Annotated in this window: 16 protein-coding genes; 9 read left to right on the top strand and 7 right to left on the bottom strand. The window is 68.4% G+C overall.

The genetic code is table 11. The features are described 5' to 3' along the window. Nucleotides 1–414: 414 nt before the first annotated feature. Nucleotides 415–1,311, top strand: a complete 897-nt coding sequence (locus GQ57_RS22985; RefSeq protein ID WP_034199101.1) for a LysR substrate-binding domain-containing protein — start codon at nt 415–417, stop codon at nt 1,309–1,311. 484 nt (nt 1,312–1,795) lie between these two features. Next, nucleotides 1,796–3,985 carry a hypothetical protein gene (locus GQ57_RS22980; protein WP_034199100.1) on the top strand — a complete coding sequence of 730 codons (2,190 nt, stop codon included), beginning with the start codon at nt 1,796–1,798 and terminating at the stop codon, nt 3,983–3,985. Nucleotides 3,986–4,085: 100 nt separating this feature from the next. On the opposite strand, the gene GQ57_RS22975 is transcribed toward GQ57_RS22980, so the two are convergent. Next, on the bottom strand, nt 4,086–4,826 hold the full coding sequence (locus tag GQ57_RS22975) for a sulfite exporter TauE/SafE family protein (protein WP_031400470.1): 741 nt from the start codon (nt 4,824–4,826) through the stop codon (nt 4,086–4,088). 112 nt (nt 4,827–4,938) lie between these two features. Beyond that, a complete protein-coding gene (locus GQ57_RS22970; protein WP_034199099.1) occupies nt 4,939–5,940 on the bottom strand; it encodes an aldo/keto reductase in 1,002 nt (333 codons plus the stop codon). 141 nt (nt 5,941–6,081) lie between these two features. Between GQ57_RS22970 and GQ57_RS22965 the strand changes: the two genes are divergently transcribed. Continuing rightward, a complete protein-coding gene (locus tag GQ57_RS22965) occupies nt 6,082–6,993 on the top strand; it encodes a LysR family transcriptional regulator (protein WP_031400468.1) in 912 nt (303 codons plus the stop codon). A gap of 27 nt (nt 6,994–7,020) precedes the next feature. On the opposite strand, the gene GQ57_RS22960 is transcribed toward GQ57_RS22965, so the two are convergent. Further along, entirely contained in the window at nt 7,021–8,175 is a 1,155-nt protein-coding gene (locus GQ57_RS22960; protein ID WP_031400467.1) for a porin, read from the bottom strand. A gap of 381 nt (nt 8,176–8,556) precedes the next feature. Between GQ57_RS22960 and GQ57_RS22955 the strand changes: the two genes are divergently transcribed. Both GQ57_RS22955 and GQ57_RS22950 read left to right on the top strand, forming a co-directional pair. Then, entirely contained in the window at nt 8,557–9,654 is a 1,098-nt protein-coding gene (locus GQ57_RS22955; protein ID WP_031400466.1) for an OpgC domain-containing protein, read from the top strand. A 61-nt stretch (nt 9,655–9,715) separates the two neighbouring features. Next, nucleotides 9,716–10,651, top strand: coding sequence for an alpha/beta hydrolase (locus tag GQ57_RS22950; protein WP_031400465.1), 936 nt, complete (start codon nt 9,716–9,718; stop codon nt 10,649–10,651). A gap of 127 nt (nt 10,652–10,778) precedes the next feature. Here GQ57_RS22950 and GQ57_RS22945 read toward each other — a convergent pair whose 3' ends face one another. Continuing rightward, nucleotides 10,779–11,993, bottom strand: a complete 1,215-nt coding sequence (locus tag GQ57_RS22945; protein WP_034199098.1) for an FAD-dependent monooxygenase — start codon at nt 11,991–11,993, stop codon at nt 10,779–10,781. Nucleotides 11,994–12,158: 165 nt separating this feature from the next. On the opposite strand from GQ57_RS22945, the gene GQ57_RS22940 reads away from it, so the two are divergent. Together GQ57_RS22940 and GQ57_RS22935 are read left to right on the top strand one after the other, a co-directional pair. Further along, nucleotides 12,159–13,103 (top strand): LysR family transcriptional regulator, encoded by a 945-nt coding sequence (locus GQ57_RS22940; RefSeq protein WP_034199097.1) that lies wholly within the window; start codon nt 12,159–12,161, stop codon nt 13,101–13,103. Between the two features lie 139 nt (nt 13,104–13,242). Then, nucleotides 13,243–14,001 (top strand): SDR family oxidoreductase, encoded by a 759-nt coding sequence (locus GQ57_RS22935; RefSeq protein WP_034199096.1) that lies wholly within the window; start codon nt 13,243–13,245, stop codon nt 13,999–14,001. Between the two features lie 92 nt (nt 14,002–14,093). Here GQ57_RS22935 and GQ57_RS22930 read toward each other — a convergent pair whose 3' ends face one another. Continuing rightward, nucleotides 14,094–15,305, bottom strand: a complete 1,212-nt coding sequence (locus tag GQ57_RS22930) for an alpha/beta hydrolase family protein (protein ID WP_052001437.1) — start codon at nt 15,303–15,305, stop codon at nt 14,094–14,096. Between the two features lie 331 nt (nt 15,306–15,636). Here GQ57_RS22930 and GQ57_RS22925 point away from each other — a divergent pair, with 331 nt between their 5' ends. Further along, nucleotides 15,637–16,299 (top strand): helix-turn-helix domain-containing protein, encoded by a 663-nt coding sequence (locus GQ57_RS22925; protein ID WP_034199095.1) that lies wholly within the window; start codon nt 15,637–15,639, stop codon nt 16,297–16,299. Between the two features lie 4 nt (nt 16,300–16,303). Here the strand turns inward: GQ57_RS22925 and GQ57_RS22920 are convergent, their stop codons facing one another. After that, complete coding sequence (locus GQ57_RS22920) at nt 16,304–16,639, bottom strand: H-NS histone family protein (protein WP_034199130.1); 336 nt, start codon at nt 16,637–16,639, stop codon at nt 16,304–16,306. Nucleotides 16,640–16,927: 288 nt separating this feature from the next. Here GQ57_RS22920 and GQ57_RS22915 point away from each other — a divergent pair, with 288 nt between their 5' ends. Beyond that, nucleotides 16,928–17,554, top strand: coding sequence for a TetR/AcrR family transcriptional regulator (locus GQ57_RS22915; RefSeq protein ID WP_031400458.1), 627 nt, complete (start codon nt 16,928–16,930; stop codon nt 17,552–17,554). Nucleotides 17,555–17,753: 199 nt separating this feature from the next. On the opposite strand, the gene GQ57_RS22910 is transcribed toward GQ57_RS22915, so the two are convergent. Beyond that, nucleotides 17,754–18,626 carry an NmrA family NAD(P)-binding protein gene (locus tag GQ57_RS22910; protein ID WP_034199094.1) on the bottom strand — a complete coding sequence of 291 codons (873 nt, stop codon included), beginning with the start codon at nt 18,624–18,626 and terminating at the stop codon, nt 17,754–17,756. Between the last annotated feature and the right edge of the window lie 44 nt (nt 18,627–18,670).

The following is an 18,670-nucleotide window of genomic DNA, read 5'->3' as shown; positions in this document are numbered from 1 at the left end:
CCGGCCAGCATTGGCTACCGGTAATACGGTCCGTTCCGGAAAAACTTGATGGTTGAATCGCAGGAAAGCGGAAGGATTTTCGTTCTAAAAAACTATGGCACAACACATTTCGATAGACATCGGACGGCACCCGCCGCGCGCGGCGGCGTTCAATGCAGCCATGCGACGCCTTCGGAACAGGCCCACGCGATGCCGATGCACAGGAACAGCAGATGCAGCGCGATCTTGAACGACACGCCCCACGATGGATCGATCCGCATGACGGGCTCCCCGGTTGAAGTGCGCCCATGATCGTCCATCGATCCTGCCCCGAAAATGCGGAAGCGGCGAATCGGGCCTCAGGCTGTGCCTGAGACCGGGGCCGCGGTTCCCTGCTACCTTATCGGCCATTCCAATACGATCGCCCCGCCCATCATGCGTTTCGACCTGACCGACCTGCGCCTCTTCCTGAACATCTGCGACGCCGGCACGATCACGAGCGGCGCCGAGCGGACCCACATCACGCTGCAGGCCGCCAGCGAGCGGATCCGCGGCATGGAGGACGAACTGGGCGTGCCGCTGCTGCACCGGACCAAGTCGGGCGCGCAAGCCACCGACGCGGGCCGTGCGCTCGAACACCACGCGCGCACCGTGCTGCAGCAGATCGACCACATGCGCGGCGAGTTGCAGCAATACGGCCAGGGGCTGCGCGGACACATCCGCCTGCTGTGCAACACCGCGTCGCTGAGTGAATACCTGCCCGACGCGCTGGCCGATTACCTGCCGCATCATCCGAAGCTGTCGATCAGCGTCGAGGAGCGCTCGAGCCAGGAGATCGTGCATGCGATCCGCAACAAGACGGCCGAGGTCGGCATCGTCGCCGATTCGGTCGGGCTCGGCGGGCTCGAACAGAAGCCGTTCCGCGAGGACTGGCTGATCGTGGTCGTGCCGGCCGCGCATCCGCTCGCGTCGCGCGACGCGGTTTCGTTCGACGCGATCGCCGACGCCGACTTCATCGGCCTCACCGACGGCAGCGCGCTACAGGTGCATCTCGCCGATCAGGCGCGCGCGCTCGGCAAGCGCATCCGCTATCGCGTGCAGCTCAAGAGCTTCGACGCGATCTGCCGCGTGATCGCAAGCGGCGTGGGCATCGGCATCGTGTCGCGGCATGCGGCCGAGCGCGCGATGCAGACGATGGACGTGCGGCTCGTCGAGCTGTCCGATCCGTGGAGCCACCGCAAGCTGACGCTGTGCGCGCGGTCGTTCGACGCGCTGCCGAAGTACACGCGGGAGTTCGTCGCGTTCCTGTCCGGCGAAGCCGCGCCCCGGTAACGGGCGCCGCCCGCACGCGACGCCCCGTTTCATGGATCGAGTCGTCTCGATCCTTATGGATAACGTTTTCTCTTCAACATCAGCCAACAGGCGCCGCCGGACGATCCAGCAGCCTGCCGCTTCCGTGCCTGCCCTCGTCGCGACACACCATCGAATTCCGAAAGAAACTCCCGCTATTTCCGCACAATCCTGATTCCCTCACCCGCTCCAGCCTGATCCTCATTCGGGTTTTTCCCGGCCCGTCCAGCGTGAAAGTTAATTGACATCATGCCGATCGATGCCTAAATTTGGAAAACGTTTTCCATCGTAACGGCGCGGCACCGGACACGGCCCGCGCAGGGAGAACGCTTGCCCGCTCGCGTCGTGATTCAGGCCGTCCGCCTTCAGGGATCAGGGTTGCAAGGCGGCGGCCGGGTACGGGCACCGAGCGAGGCAACAGCCGCACCCGCCCGTCCTTCATCACCATTCAAAAACTGGAGACACAATGCATCCGCGCAGCAGATTCGCGCTCGGCGCCGCGCTCAGCGCCCTTTCCGTCCTGTTCGTCAGCGCATGCGGCGGCAACGACGTGACCGCCACGCCGCCCTCGCCGCCCTCGCCGACGCCGGCGCCGCCTTCCGGCTCGACGCCTGCCGCCGCGCTCGCGCCGAACTCGCTGCAGGCGCTCGTCTACGGCGCGGCCGACACCAGCGTGCCGGCCGGCACGAACGTTCCCGCCACGATGATGGGCCAGATGCGCGCGCTGTTCGACCTGATCCGGAAATCGCCCGACTTCACGCAGGTCGTGATGGATCTCGGCGACGGCACGCCGGTCCACGTGCTCGACACGAACACCGGCGACAAATTCCTGCCCGGCAAGCTCGCGCTCGGCCTGTCGTACATCCTGATCGACATGAAGGCGAAGAACGACCCGCAGTACGCGAGCTACCTCGCGACCTACCGGACGATCACGACCGCGATGATGGCGCAGTCGGGCGGCAACTACACGTATGCGAATACGTCGTGGGGCGAGTACTACTACCTCGTCGCGCTGAACAACCTGAAGGCGCACGGCATGCTCGGCGAAGCGTTCAGCGACGCGATGCTCGCGACGCTGCAGCAGCGGCTCACGTTCTGCGACATGTTCGGCCCCGACGCGAGCGGCAAGACCGATACGTGCCCGGCCGCCGGCACGCCGATCGACATCGCGTCGCTCAACACCGCGCAGAACTACTATGCGGTGTCCTACGGAATTGCCGGGCTGCGCCAGAAGCTCGGCTGGAGCAGCCCGTCGTTCGCGTCGAAGACCGATCCGTCCGTCGCGACGATGGGCGCGCGCGATGCGCTGCTGTACACGCTGACGAACCACATCCGCAACGACTCGTCGGGCGGGTTCTCCGACGAAGCGTCGAACACGCACACGACCTATTACGACCAGGCGCGCTTCGACCGCTACAGCACGCTGCTGATCGGCGAGGTGACCGAGCGCACGTTCGAGATGGGCAACGAGGCGAACCTCACGCCCGAGCTGAAGGGCTATCTGCGCAAGTCGGTCGACCTGATCCTGCCGCAGCTCAACGCGGATGGCGAGGGCTTCAACTACGGCCGCTCGATCGGCCCGTACGGCGATTCCGCGTTCATGGAGGTGCTGACGGCCGCGGCCAACGCGGACGTGCTGTCCGACCAGGAGAAGCAGATCGCGTATGCGTTCATCTACAAGGCCGCGCAACGCTTCGATACGGTCTGGTACGACCCGACGCTGCCGACGCCGTCGGTGAACATGTGGGTCAAGGGCCGCGGCACCGACGCGTATCGCGGCAAGCCGCGCGTGATGGGCGAGAACTTCAGCCTGCTGCACCAGTACCTGTACGTGAACGCGTGGTGGAACAAGCTCGGCTTCGGCGGCAAGGCGCCGATGGCCGACGCGGACTACGGCGCATGGCTCGACGCGCTGCCGCGCTACACGCTCACCTGGTACAACCAGCCGGGCGACACCGCGCATCCGTACAACGCGGCGCTGCTCACCGTGCGCGACGGCCGGCGCGTGATCAACCTGAACCTCAGCCAGGCGCCGGACTACAACTCGTACACGCCGTACTACCCGGTGCCGTTCTCCGACAAGCTGATCTACGGCACGACCGATCTCGGCTACGCGCTGCTGGTGCCGCAGGTGACGTACAACGGGAAAACCTACATTCCCGTCACCTACTACCGGAACCTGAACGTGCAGCAGCGCAACGGCCAGGTGATCGTGTCGTTCGATACGGCGAAGTTCCGGCTTGCATCGAAGAACGCGGCGTACACGACGGACCTCGACCTGCAGGTGCATACGGTGCTGACCTTCGCGCACGGCGCGATCGCGCGCAGCGATACGCTGAGTTCGGGCACGCTCGCGGGCAACCTCGCCGTCGAGACGGACTTCACGTCGTTCGCGGATTTCGCGTCGACGCGGGCGAACGGCGACGGCGTGTCGGTGACGTACGCGAACGGCGCCGCGACCGGCTACACGGCTTCCGGGTTCGACAACTGCGCGCTGTCCGCCTTCGACACGGTGAACGGGACGACGAATCCGCTGTCGACGACGCCGATCGGCCAGCTGCATTCGGACTTCGCCTGCACGACCCGGCCGTTCGCGCTCGGCGCGGGCGCGACCCGCACGTTCGGGTGGACGCTGAAGTACGCCGACCCGGCCTGAGCGGCGTGACGGCCGCCGTCCCGCGACCGTCCCCGGCCCGGATGTCGAGGCCCGGGGCGGGCCGGGGCGGCGGACGGCTCGCCCGCCGCGCGACGCCCGCTCACAGCCACCCCGACGCGCTCATATACGCGCCGAGCGCGATCAGCCCCACGAAGAAACAGCGCTTGAACGCCTTCTCGCTCATCACGCGCCGCGCATACTGCCCGCCGGCCATCCCGACCAGCGCCGGCACGAGCGCGAGCCCGGACACGCCGAGATCGACCGTCTGCAGCGCCCCCGTCACGTGCAGCTGCACGCCGAGCACGATCGTCGACGCCGTGAAGGACAGCCCGAGCGCCTGGATCAGGTCGTCCCGGGACAGCCGCAACGCCTGCAGGTACGGCACGGCGGGCACGACGAACACGCCGGTCGCGGCCGTCACGACACCCGTCAGGTAGCCGACCGCGGCCGACAGCCATCGCTCATGGCGCCCCGGCGCGGGCAGCCGTGCGGCGGCCAGCCCCCACAGCCCGTAGAGGATCAGCACCACGCCGAGCGCGGCGTGCGTCCACGTGCTGCCGGCCGCGAGCGCGGGCAGCCCGCCCGTCAGCGTGCCGATCGCCAGGCCCGCCAGCAGCGGCCACAGCCGGCGCAGCAACGGCCCGAACGACGGGCCCAGCCACAACTGCCACACGTTGGTGATGAACGACGGCACGAGCAGCAGGCTCGCCGCGGCCGACGGCGGCATCGCGAGCGTCAGCAGCCCCATCGCGATGGTCGGCAGGCCGAGCCCGATCATTCCCTTGACCGCGCCGGCCAGCAGGAACACCAGCACGACGATCGTCAGCGTATGAATTGGCATGGAAGGCATCCCGTCAGGTCACGTCAGGCGCCGATGGTGCCGCTCCGCCACGCCGTCCGCCATCTGGTTTTGCCTGAGGCTGGCTCGGGCCCGCCGAATCGGGCCCCTTGCATCACCCCCGCCCGTGCTCGCTGTCGAGGTGCGCCATCTGTGCGGCCGGATAGCGCTCGCCGGCAGCCGCCCCGGCGGGAACCGCCGCTTCGATGCGAGCCAGATCATCGACCGTTAGTTGCAATTCAGTCGCGAGCAGGCCGTCCTTCAGTTGCGTGCGCTTGCGCGCGCCGACCAGCGGCACGATGTCCGCGCCGCGCGACAGCGCCCACGCGATCGCGACCTGCGCGGGATTGCTGCCCTTCTCGTCGGCGATTGCGCGCAGTGCGTCGACGAGCGCGAGGTTGTGCGCGAGGTTCTCGCCCTGGAAGCGCGGGCTCGCCGCGCGAAAATCGCGCTCGCCCTGCCGCGCCGTGCTCCAGCGCCCGCCCAGCAGCCCGCGCGACAGCACGCCGTAGGCCGTCACGCCGACACCGAGCGCGCGGCAGGCGGGCAGGATGTCGGCCTCGATGCCGCGCGACAGCAGCGAGTATTCGATCTGCAGGTCGGCAATCGGCGCGACGGCCGCCGCGCGGCGGACCGTATCGGCGCCGGCTTCCGACAGGCCGATATGGCGCACGTACCCGGCCTTCACGAGATCGGCGATCGCGCCGACCGTGTCCTCGATCGGCACGGCCGGATCGACGCGCGACGGCCGGTAGATGTCGATGTAGTCGGTGCCGAGCCGCTTCAGCGAATACGCGACGAAATTCCGGATCGCGTCGGGCCGGGCATCGTAGCCGGCGAACCCGCCTGCCGGATCGCGCAGCGCGCCGAACTTCACGCTGAGCAGCACCTGGTCGCGCGCCCGACCGCGCAGCGCGTCGCGGATCAGCATCTCGTTGTCGCCCATCCCGTAGAAATCGCCGGTGTCGAGCAGCGTGATGCCGTTGTCGAGCGCCGCGTGCAGCGTCGCGATGCTTTCGTCGCGGTCGGTCGGCCCGTAGAAATCCGACATCCCCATGCAGCCGAGCGCGATCGCCGATACCTGCGGGCCGGTGCGGCCCAGTTGACGCGTGTCCATGTTCGTTTCCTTCCGGTGGCGGGTGAATGAACCGGATTCTGGGCGCATGGCCGCGCGCGATAAACGCGAAACGCTCCACCAAACCGTTCGACGCTGATTAACAATGGAGGCTGTTCCAATCCGTCAACGCACCCGCCCCGCATGGACCATCTGCAAGCAATGCGCATCTTCGCGCGCGTCGCCCACCTCGGCAGCTTCACGAAAGCGGCCGAGCAACTCCAGTTGCCGCGCCCCACCGTCAGCAACGCCGTCCAGTACCTGGAAAAGCACCTGAAGATCCGCCTGCTGCAGCGCACGACGCGGCGCGTCGCGCTGACCGTCGAGGGCACGACCTATTACGAGCGCTGCGTGCGGCTGCTGGCCGATCTCGACGATGCGGAGACGCTGTTCGAGGACGCCGGCGCATCGCCGCGCGGCGTGATCCGCGTCGACCTGCCCGAACGCTTCGCGCTGAACCAGGTGATTCCGGCGCTGCCGGATTTCCACGCGCGCTACCCCGACCTGCGCGTCGCGATCAGCACCACCGATCGCCTCGTCGATCTCGTGGCCGACGGCATCGACTGCGCGGTGCGGATCGGCGTGCTGTCCGACACGTCGCTCGTCGCCCGGCGCGTCGGCGAGATGACGCAGATCAACTGCGCGTCGCCCGCGTATCTCACGCGTCACGGCACGCCGCGCTCGCCGGACGAACTGCCCGACCACGTCGCGGTCGGCTATTTTTCGAGCCGTACCGGCCGCGAGCTGGATTGGGAATACATGGACATGGATTCGGGCGAAATGCACGCCGTGAAGATGCGCAGCACCGTGTCGGTCAACAGCTCGCAGGCTTACCTGGCCTGCTGCGTGGCCGGCCTCGGGCTGATCCAGGTGCCGCGCGACGGGCTCGCGCCGCTGCTGGCCGACGGCTCGCTGGTCGAGGTGCTGCCGGAATGGAGCGCCGGGCCGCTGCCCGTGTCGGTGGTGTTTCCGAGCGGCCGGCATCTCGCGCCGCGCGTGCGGATCTTCGTCGACTGGCTGGCGGAAACGCTCCGCGGCACGCCCCGGACGGACTGACGACGGCCGGCGCCGGGCGCCGCCCGATCAGAACTTGTGGCGGATCGCGGCGCGCACCGCGAACTGATTCGACGACGACGACGGGCCGTCGGTCCCGACGATGTAGCCGCCGTCGGCCGCCGTGCCGGTCTTGTCGCCGGCGACCTTCTGCCATGCGCCCTGCAGGTAGACGTCGGTGCGCTTCGACAGGCTGTAGTCGGCCATCAGGCCGACCGTGTGGTACTGCGGCTTGATCGAGCCGGACGCGGCATCGAACTTGCCGTCCGTGTACACGTACTGCGCGCCGAGATAGAAATCGGGCGTGAGCTGGTACTTGCCGTTGATCTCGAAGTTCTGGAACTTCGTCGCGGTCAGCCCGAGGCCGGCGAACGTCGAGGCCGGCAGGTAGACCGTCGACACCGGGTTCTTCATGTCGGCCTTCGTGTAGACGAAACCGATCGTGGCCGCCCCGAACGTGTAGTTGACGCCGCCGCCGAAGATCCGCAGGCGGTCGGCGATGAAGTTCGCGTCGTCGGCCGCGATCGCGCCCGCGCTGCCGGCGCCCGGATTGTTCGCCTGCAGGTACGCCGCCGCGACCTGCAGCCCGGCCAGCGAATACTGCGCGCCGAGGCTGTACTGGCGGTTGTTCGAAAAGCCCGTGCTGTTGCTGAAGCTGTAGGTGCCGCCGAACGTCAGGCCGTTCCAGTCGTTGCTCGCGTACTTGACCGTGTTGTTGACGCGGAACGAGTTGTCCGTGTTGTCGTTGTCGAACGGGTGCGAGAACAGCGTGCCGCCCCAGTTGCCGTTCGCGGTCAGCGGCGCGAGATAGTCGACGACCGAGTCGTACTGACGGCCGAAGGTCAGCGTGCCGAAGCGGGAATCGCTCAGCCCGACGAAGGCCTGGCGGCCGAACATGCGGCCGCCCTGGCCGAGCCGCCCGTTGTTCACGTCGAAACCGCTTTCCAGCGTGAAGATCGCCTTGAGCCCGCCGCCCAGGTCCTCGCTGCCCTTCAGGCCCCAGCGGCTGCCCTGGGCGTAGCCGCTCGCGAGCTGGTAGTTCGTCTTTCCGACCCCGTTGACGTTCACGTTGTTCGTGTAATTGAAGCCCTCGTCGATCACCCCGTACAGCGTCACGCTGTTCTGGGCAAAGACCGGCGCGGCGAAAGCGGCGAGCGCGGCGGTAATAATGACGTGCTTCTTCATGACGGATCTCCGGAGCCGGGGGCCGGGCAGGTCGAGCGCCCGGCGAATGTTTGGTCTGTTGTATGTGTGGCCCGCAGGGCGGACGACGCGGTGTGCGGCCGCGTGAGGACAAAATGGTGTCACGTCGCAAACCGTCCGTCCATCGGGGTAAGTGAACCCTGCGCAAAACGTTGCGCTCGTCCAACTGCCCCGTTGCGCAGACTGCCTGACCGGGCTTATCGGCAGCGACGCGCGTGCCGGCCATCCGCGTAAACCCGATATCCCCGGCATCGGTGGCACAATGCGCATCCGTTCGTCATTTCTTCACGAAGTCATGCTTCACCCCGATTCATGCGCGGCGCGTGCCGCCCGCGCGCGCCGCCCGCGCCGGGAGCCGGGCCGATGACCGCACCGGCCCGGGCCGGGCGCTACGCCGAACTCGATTTCTTCCGCGGCCTCGTGCTGCTCGTCATCGTCGTCGACCACATCGGCGGCAGCATCCTGTCGCGCGTGACGCTGCACGCGTACGCGCTGTGCGACGCGGCCGAGGTGTTCGTGTTCCTCGGCGGCTTCGCGACCGCGATCGCGTACAACTCGCTCGCCGAGCGGCACGACGAAGCCGCCGCGCGCCAGCGCTTCATCCGCCGGGCGTTCGAGATCTACCGCGCGTTCCTCGTGACAGCCGGCCTGATGCTGCTGATCACGGCCGCGCTGAACGCGTTCGCGATCGACGGCCCGAACATGCCGACCAACGACCTCGACGGCCTGCTCCACAAGCCGCTCGCCGCGCTGCGCGACATCCTGCTGTTCCGCCGCCAGCCGTACCTGGCGTCGGTGCTGCCGATGTACGCGTTCTTCGCGCTGCTCGTCCCGCTCGCGCTGCCGCTCGCGCGCACGCAGCCATGGCTGCTGGTCGCGTTCAGCGGATCGCTGTGGTACGCGGCGCCGCATGTCGCGCGCTTCCTGCCGACCGTCGAGGGCGCGCCGTGGGATTTCAATCCGTTCGCGTGGCAGTTCCTGTTCGTGATCGGCGTGATCGCGCGCTGCCGGCCCGTCTACCAGACGCTCGCGCCCAAGCCGCAGGGCTGGCTGCTGACGGCCGCCTCGCTCGCGGTCGTCGCGGCCGGCGCGTACTACCGGCTGCGGATCGAACCGTTCCCGACCGATCCGTCCATCAAGCAGAACCTCGGCACGGTGCGGCTCGTGAACTTTCTCGCGATCGCGTGGCTCGCGGCCAAGCTCGTGCACCTCGGCTGGATGAAGAAAGTCGCGCACGCGATGCCGTGGATCGGCACCATCGGCCGGCAGGGCCTGCTGTGCTTCGTCGCCGGCACCGGCATTTCGCTCGCGGTCGATTCGGTGCTGTACCAGGCGACCGAAGGCTACCTCGACGTGCCGCTCGGCCTGGCCGCCGACGTCGTGGCGATGGGCCTGCTGTATCTCGTGGCCAAACTCTACGGGCCGCTGGTCGCGCGGCTGCCGTTCCGTTCGCGGCGATGACGCGCCGCGCCGTCATGCGCCGCTGCTACGCTAGCCGGCATTTTTCCTGAAACGATTCGACATGCGCCGACTCGCCCTTCCGTTCGCCGTTGCCCTGCTCGCCGGCTCCATCGCCACCGCCCGCGCCACGCCGGCCGCGCCCGTCATCGCGCCCGCGCCGCCGCCGGCCGCCCAGACCGCGACGACGCCGTCGGCCGCCCAGGAGCAGCCGCAGCTCAATCCCGGCAGCAGCATCGTGCTGCGCACGTTCCGCTCGGCGGCGCTGAAGCGCGACTGGTCGTACACCGTCTACCTGCCGCCCGGCTACAACCCGGAAGGCGCGCGCTACCCGGTGATGTACCTGCTGCACGGCAACGCCGGCAACGCGAACGACTGGATCACGCAAGGCCGGCTGCAGGCCACCGCCGACACGCTGATCGAGCGCCGCGAGATTCCGCCCGTCGTGATCGTGATGCCGCAGGGCGGCACCGACTGGTACGTCGACCGCAAGGAGAAGATGCAGAGCGCGTTCCTCAACGACCTGCTGCCCGAGGTCGAGGCGCACTTCGCGGTGTCGAACCAGCGCGCGGGCCGAGCGATCGGCGGCGTGTCGATGGGCGGCTTCGGCGCGCTGCGCTTCTCGCTGCTCGAACCCGGGCTGTTCTGCGGCGCGATGCTGCTGAGCCCCGCGATCTATGCGAACGAGCCGCCGCTCAATTCCGCCGCGCGCTACGTCGGCGTGTTCGGCGACCGGCAGTTCGATCCGCGCGTGTGGCATGAACTCAATTACCCGGCGCTGATGCGCGGCTATTTCGCTCGCACCTGGCGCATCCCGATGTTCATCGCGGCCGGCGACGACGACCTGACGATCCAGGCCGAATCGAGCGTGCTGTACACCCACCTGCGCCGTGCGCAGAACCCGGCCGAGCTGCGCATCGTCGACGGCGGGCATACGTGGGACGTGTGGCGCGGGCTGCTCGGGCAAGGGTTGAAGTACGCGCTCGAATGCGTGAAATGACGGCGGACGGGCACGGCTCCGCCCATTTTGGCGGAGCCGCGCGCTAACCGGCCGGCAGCGGGCCGCAGGCTTGCGCCCCGTCCCGCCCGCGCCACGCGGGCGCACCCGTCGGGCCCGCCCCGCACGCTCAAAGCCACGTGCCGCCCTGCCGTTCGTTCGGCGCCCCGGCCAGCGCATCGAAACCGTGGATCCAGTCCAGGTGATGCAGCACGCTGTCGCGTGCGGCAAGACGCGCATTGCGCGCCTGCGCGGCCGGCCCGTCGGGCAGGTGCAGCACGTCGGCCACCGAGATCGACGCGTACTGCACCTTGCGCGTCCGGCCTCGGCGCAGGCGCTCGTACGCTTCCTGCGCTTCGCGCCAGCGCCCCGGGCCGGCCTGCGCCAGCTGCGCCGCCAGCACCACCGCATCCTCGATCGATTGGTTCGCGCCCTGCCCGTGGTGCGGCACCAGCGCATGCGCGGCGTCGCCGATCAGCGTCACGCGCCCGCGGCTCCAGCGGCCGAGCGGCGGGCGATGGAACAGCCCCCAGCGCTGGCTGACCGGCACGGCCGTGATCATCTGCACCACCGCCGGATGCCAGTCCCGGAACACGCGCAGTTGCTCGCCCTCTTCCGCCGGCATGACCCAGTCGCGCGACGGCCACGGCGACGGATGACGCTCGACCAGGAGGAAATTCTGGTCGCCGTTCGCGCCGATCGGATAGTGCAGCAAATGCCCGTGCGGCCCGACCCAGTACTGCAGCGTTTCGGGATCGGGCAGCCGGTCGAGGCGCGCGGCGGGCACCACGCCGCGAAAACCCGAGCAGCCCGAATACAGCGCATCGTCATAGCCGAGCATCCAGCGCCGCGTGATCGAGCGCGCGCCGTCCGCGCCGATCGCGAGATCGGCGTCGACGCGCACGCCGTTGTCGAACGACAGCGTGACCCGATCGGCATGCTGCGCGAGATCGGTCAGCCGATGGCCCAGATGAATGCACTCGAGCCCGACCGCCTTCGACAGGACGGCCTGCAGATCCGCCCGATGCACGCCCCAGTACGCGCCGCCGAATTGCCGGCGATAGTCGGGATCGCCGCGATGACGGCCGATCACCGCACCGCTGCGCCCGTCGCGATAGACGAGGCCCGGGATGTCGGCGCACACCGCATCGAAGGCCGCGCGCAGCCCCATGCGTTCGTAGAAGCGCGTCGCATTGGCCGACAGCGCGACCGCCGCGCCGACTTCGCGCAGCGCGTCGGTCTGCTCGTACAGCTGCGCGTCGATGCCGTGCTCGCGCAGCGCCAGCGCGAGCGTCAGGCCGCCGATGCCGGCGCCGACGATCGCAATCTTCAGGTTCGTCTGCATGATGAAAGTGTCTCCGGTCTTCCGATGTGGGGTGAGGGTCCAGCGCGGCGTCGTGTCGAATGCATGCGCCGTACCGGTATTGTCGGAAGCGGACTTTCATCCCGCAATAAAATGACCTGAATCTACTTCATCACCAAACGCAATGATTCACGCAAGGCGGACTCCATGGAACTGGGCGATATCGATCTCAACCTGCTGCTGCTTTTCCAGCGGCTGATGCAGGAGCGGCGCGTGTCGAGCGTCGCCGAGCAGATGAACATGAGCCAGCCGGGCGTGAGCAACGCGCTTGCGAAGCTGCGCCGCCGGCTCGGCGATCCGCTGTTCGTGCGCGGGCCCGGCGGCGTGGTGCCGACCCCGTTCGCGCTGCGCCTGGCCGAACCCGTGTCGCACGCGCTCGCGACGCTGCATGCCGCGCTCAATCCCGAGACCGGCTTCGATCCGCTGCGCGCGTCGCGCACGCTGACGATCGGCATGACCGATATCGGCGAAGTGGTGTTCCTGCCCGCGCTGCTCGAACACCTGTCGCGCGCGGCGCCGGGCATCGCGCTCAATACCGTGCGCAACACGAGCGTCAACCTCGGCGACGAAATGGCCGACGGCCGCGTCGATCTCGCGATCGGCCTGCTGCCGCAGCTCAAGGGCGGCTTCTATCAGCGCCGGCTGTTCGATCAGCGCTACGTGTGCCTGTTCCGGCGCGGGCATCCGCTCGAGGCGGCGCCGCTGACGGTCGACGCGTGGCGCGCGGCCGAACACCTCGTCGTGGTGTCGGCCGGCACCGGTCACGGGCAGGTGGACGAATGGCTGAGGCGCCGCCGCGTGCAGCGCCAGGTGCGGCTGACGGTGCCGCACTTCATGAGCGTGGGCTACATCCTGCAGCGCACCGACCTGATCGCGACGGTGCCGGAGCATCTCGCGCAGCAGCTCGCCGCGCCGTTCTCGCTGAGCTGGCGCGCATTGCCCGTCACGCTGCCGGGCGCGCCGATCCATATGCTCTGGCATGCACGGGTCAACCAGGACGAAGGAAACCGCTGGCTGCGCGACGTGGTGGTCGACCTGTTCGCGGATTCGCCCGCGCGGCCGCGCAAGGCCGCACCCGGCCGGAAGAAATAGCCCGGGCGTTCGCGCAACCGAATGCGCGCGACCCGGCGCCCGACCGTGCGCGCCGGGGATTTCGGCTACATTGGCGAAGTGGCGGCGGCCCCGCTCGTCGGCCGCCACGCCCCTCATTCACCCAGCAGGAAATCAAGCCATGTCTGTCACGAAGAAATTCGCCGCCGTCACGGGCGCCGGTTCCGGCATCGGTCGCGCGGCGTCCGTCGCGCTCGCCGGCGCGGGCTTCACCGTCGCGCTGCTCGGACGCAACGAGGATTCGCTGCGCGCAACGGAGGAAGCGATCCGCGCCGCCGGCGGTGAAGCGCGGATGTTCCCCGCCGACGTCACCGACGAGGCGTCGGTCGACCGCGCGTTCGCGCAGATCGCGCAGCAGTTCGGACGGCTGGACGTGCTGTTCAACAACGCGGGCCGCAACGCCCCGCCCCTTTCCCTCGACGAATACGATCTCGACGTGTGGAACAGCGTCGTCGCGACGAACCTGACCGGCGTGTTCCTGTGCGCGCGGGCCGCGTGGCGCCTGATGAAAGCGCAGACGCCGCAGGGCGGCAGGATCATCAACAACGGCTCGATCTCGGCGCACGCGCCGCGCCCCGAGACGATCGCGTACACCGCCACCAAGCACGCGGTGACGGGCATCACGCGGTCGCTGGCGCTGGACGGCCGCCCGTACAACATCGCATGCGGCCAGATCGACATCGGCAATGCCGCGACGCCGCTGACGGAACGGATGACGCAAGGCGTCCCGCAGGCCGACGGCAGCCTCGCGCCCGAGGCGCGCATGGACGTCGCGCATGTCGCGAACGCGATCGTCCAGATGGCGAATCTGCCGCTGGACACGAACATCCTGAACATGACGATCATGGCGACCGCGATGCCGTTCGTGGGGCGCGGCTAGACGCGCGCAGCGGCCCGCACCGGGAGACCTCGCCGAACGCGGCGCGACGTCTCCCGGCCCCGGCGCGCGTCGCGCGTCACGCGGCGCATCGCTCAGGCGAGCGCCGGCGTACGTCGCCGGACGTCGCGCTGGTCGATGCCGAGGCGCGCCGCCAGCCAGTCGCAGATGAACTCCTGCCCGAGCGTCGGATTGTCGACCTGGCAGTGCGCGGCGCCGGTTTCATCCGGATCGAACAGCCGGAGCGTCGCGTCGACGCCATGCGCCTTCGCGTATTCCCAGGTATCGGTTGCCGTCTTCAGCCCGAGCCAGTCCTCGGTGCCCTGCAGCACCAGATACGGCACCGCGATCCGGTCGATCACGCCCGCCAGGCGAAAATCCCGCGCCTTGTCCACCACGCCCTGCGGCGTCGTGCAGCCGAACACCCATTTCAGGTGTCGCCAGATGAGCCGCTCCGGCGTATCGAGCCAGCCCGCGAACAGCGACGCCATGTCGAACATCACCGAATCGGACACCACCGCGACGATGCGCCGTTCGAACGCCGCGGCGCGCGCTGCATAGACGCCGCCGACACTCGCGCCGTACAGCGCGATCCGGCCGGCATCGACGTCGCCGCGCGTGAGCAGGTAGTCGACACACGCGCCGACCGGCACCTCGGTATCGGGACGATTGACGATGCCCTGCCGGCGCAGCGTGCCGCCCTGCCCGGGCAGATCGACCAGCAGTAGCGACATGCCGCGCGTGAGCGCGTGTTTCGGCATTTCGTGGAGCAGCTCGTCCTTGTACTCGTCGAGCCCGCCGAATGCGATCACGGCCGGCGAACGCACGCCGGCGCCCGCGCACGGGATGAAATACGCATCGAGATGCGCGCCGTCCCCGTACGGGATCCGCACGACCTCGCCGGCGGGCGTCAGCCCGTCGAGATAGCGATGCGAGCAGCGTTCGACGCTGTCGAACGTATCCCGCCGCCGCGCGTCGTCGTGCGCCAGATAGAACTCCGACGACCGGTAGTAGTTGGCCGCGCGCAGCCAGTTACTGCTCGCGGTGCGCAGGAAGCCGCGCTCGAACGCGTCGAGCGCGCGCCGCTCGCTGGCCTGCGCGAGCACCTGCCATTCGCGATACCAGCTCTCGGTGTCGCCCGGCGTCATCCGCGACGCCGCGCGAAAGCATTCGCCGATCAGGCTCGCGCCCTCTTGCGCCCCGCCCAGCGTGCGCGCGAACTGGAAACTCAACTCCGGCTCGCCGGGCCACTGCACCCAGCCTTCCGCGCGATAGGCGCCCGTCATCCCGTCGTCCTGCCGATTCATGTCATGCCCTCCGATATTACCGATACGTAAATTTCCGGCCGTGCGACCGCGTCGCAACATGGGTTTCCCGTCATCATGTGTGCGGCATCGCGTCCCGACGGCCGGGGCTAGATGCGTCGCGCCCCCTGCTCTTGAATTTACATATACGTAAATTCAAGAGCCGAAAAAACGAGGCATCGAGGGTGCCCCGTCCTTGTCGCGCCAACGCCCGGGAAGTGTACGCCGCGATGACGGGCCACGACAAGCGTCATGCGTCTCGTCGCCCGGGTTCGTGCCGGTGCGGTATATTTCCGTTACGTATCGGTAAAAACCTTCTCCCCGGTGGACGTTCATGAGCAAGAAAACCCGCGTTGCGTCGCTGCTGTCGGCGCTGCCGCTCAAACCGCGACGCCGCGAGCCGCTGCAGGTTCCCGCCGACCAGATCGGCCAACGGCTGCGCGCGCTGCGCCAGTCGCGCGATCTCACGCTGAACGAGGCAAGCCGGCTGACCGGCGTGCCCGCGGCGACGTTTTCGCGCATCGAGACGAACAAGATGTCGCCGACCTTCGGTGTGCTGCACCGGATCATCGAAGGCATGGGTTTCGACTGGCGCGACGTGCTGACCAGCCAGCCGCGCCATCGCGCTTCGCTGAGCGTCAACCGCGCGGAAGACATCGTCACGACGCGGATCGCCGGCATTCCGTACGAGTATGCGCTGCTGCATCGCGACAGTTCGGCCGGGATGATCACGCTGCGCATGCAGGTCGACGCGCGCACCGTGGAAGAAGCCGGCGGGCTCGCCGGCCACGAGGGCGACGAGTTCTGCTATGTGCTGTCGGGCGAACTCGAGCTGCACTTCGAGCACGGCGAGCCGACGCGGCTGCGGGCCGGCGAAAGCGCGCTGTTTTCGTCGCATCGACCGCATGCCTACGTGGCGCCGTCGCCGGACGGCGCGATGCTGCTCGTCGTGCTGACGCCGCCGGGCCATGCGCAGCCGAAAGCCGTGTCGCCGTAGCGCGTCATTCCGCCTTGGCTTTCCTGCCGACGGGCGGCGGCTTGCGAACGACGAACTGCCGGCGGTCCTTGCCGCGAATCCAGAGCGGCGCGTTGCCGCGCCCGCTCCACTCCTTCCCGCTATCAGGATCGCGATACCGCACCGGCAGCGCTTTCACGACGTACGAGCCCCGGCGGCCGTTGCGGCCGATCAGGTCACGATGCTTGATCGCATACGTGTCCATCAACGAGTGAACCTTCTCGATCGCATCGACGCGTTCGCGCGCACGGGCGCGCTCGATTTGCTCGTCCAGTTCGGCCAGCTCGACAACGAGCTGCGCATAGGTCTTGCTCACGCTCATCTTCTGCTTCCTGCCCCGCTTCCGCATGAGAACCGACATGATTCGCATGACTAACAGACCGTCTCACGATGCGCCGCGAGGGCAGGCATTCCCCTGCCCGCCAGGCGACGCGCTCCGTGAACCGACGCCGCGGCGGCAACGTCACGCCGAACGATCGTCCGCACGAGGCCAGCCCCGCACGTGAACAGTCGGATGCACAATCGCGCGCCGCATTTCACATATCAAGTGATATTTGAAATGCAATCGTAATGGTATCTATCTCAAATATCAACTGATATCCTTCCGGCCATGACCACGGCACCCCTTCCCGCGCGGCCGAGCCGCGAAGAAAGTCGACTGCAGACCCGCGCCCATTTGCTGGCCGCGGCGAAGCGGCTGTTCGTCGACCGCGGGTTCGGCGCCACGTCGCTCAGGGATATCGCGGCCGAGGCCGGCTATACGCAGGGCGCGTTCTATTCGAATTTCGCGAGCAAGGAGGCGTTGTTCGTCGAACTGATGCGGGAGCGTTCAAGGACGCAGGTGGAAGATATCGCCCGGGCACTGGGCGACCCGTCCGCGTCCGGCGACGACATCCTGAACGCGCTGGAAGTCTGGTCGCGAACCGTCGACGCCGAACCCGAGTGGTCGGTGCTGGGCGTCGAGTTCAAGCTTCAGGGGCGACGCAACCCCGCGTTCGCGACGGCATCGCAGGCGTTGCTCGATTCGCATCGCGATGGCCTCGCCTGTTGCATCGAACAGATTTTCGCGAGGATGAAGAAGGTGCCGCCCGAATCGCCGACCGTACTGGCCGTCTCGTTCATGGGCCTTTCGCAGGGGCTGTCGCTGCAGCAGTCGATCCTGTCCGAGGTGCCGATCGGGCGCATGATCATGGTGTTCCTGCGCAGCCTGCTGGCTGCTGCGGCGCCGGTGCGCTGACCGGCCAGGTCACGGGCGGCAGGGAAATCGCCGGCGCCGCGATGAAGCCGGATCGCGCGCGACACCGTTCGAGCCGTTGCGGCCGTTCGGCGTGCCCGACGGCGCCCGGCGCCGCCGGGCCGTTCTCGCGTGCGCCGACCACCCGCCATGTCCGTGTGCATCGTCGCGACGACGATGCGCCGCACACGAATGTCCGTCGTCACACGCTCGCGATCGCCTCCGCGACACGTTCGAACGGCACACGCCCCTGACGAAGCTCGATTGCGTCATCGCTCCCGAACGCGATATGGCCGCTGTTCAGCCCGTGATTCAGCTCGATGAATCCGTCGATTGCCGTGCTAGAGAACGGATTCATCGCGAGTACGCCGGCCCACGCGGCAGGTTCGAGCGCCAGCGCCCGCACCGGCCGACTCAGCACGCGTGCCAGGATTGCCGCGATGTCCGCGGGCGAATACGCAGCCGGCCCCGCCAGGCCGATCTTGCGGATGCCCGCCCAGTCTTCCAGCAACAGGCTTGCCGCGGTGCGGCCGATGTCCTCGGTCGCGACCATCGGAATCGCGCGCTCGACCGGCGCGAGCAGGCTCGGCAACACGCCCTGCGCGCGAGCCGGACCGACGACGCGCGCCCAGTTCTCCATGAAATACGCGGCGCGCAGGAACACGACCGGGACGCCCAGCTCCGCCAGCCGCTGCTCGGCCGTGCGGTTGGTCGCGATCACGCCGGTGCCGCCGGCCCGATCCGCACCGACCGACGACAGCAGCACGATTTTCGGCAAGCCCGCCGCGCGGGCCGCTTCGGCGACGGCGCGCGCCGTCGCGTCCGCGTGTTCGAACAGGTTCTCCAGCGCATAGTTGGGCGGCTTGACCAGATACGCGCCGCGCGCGCCGGCGAACGCATGCGTCAATGCGGCGGCGTCGGCCAGATCGGCGACCGCCACCTGCGCGCCCTGCGCGGCCCAGCCCGCCGCCTTCGCGGCATCGCGCACGACCACCCGAACCGGCACGCCCGCATCGATCAGCGCCTGGGCCGCGACGGCCCCCGTGCGCCCTGTTACCCCCGTGACAACGTACATGTGCTCTCCCGACAGCCGCTCCAACCGTTGGAGCGATGGCTTCG

It is taken from the genome of Burkholderia sp. MSh2, from assembly GCF_000731655.1.
GTDB classification, from domain to species: domain Bacteria; phylum Pseudomonadota; class Gammaproteobacteria; order Burkholderiales; family Burkholderiaceae; genus Burkholderia; species Burkholderia paludis.
The sequence above is the reverse complement of the archived record's forward strand: the minus strand, read 5'-3'. Positions and strand labels throughout refer to the sequence as shown.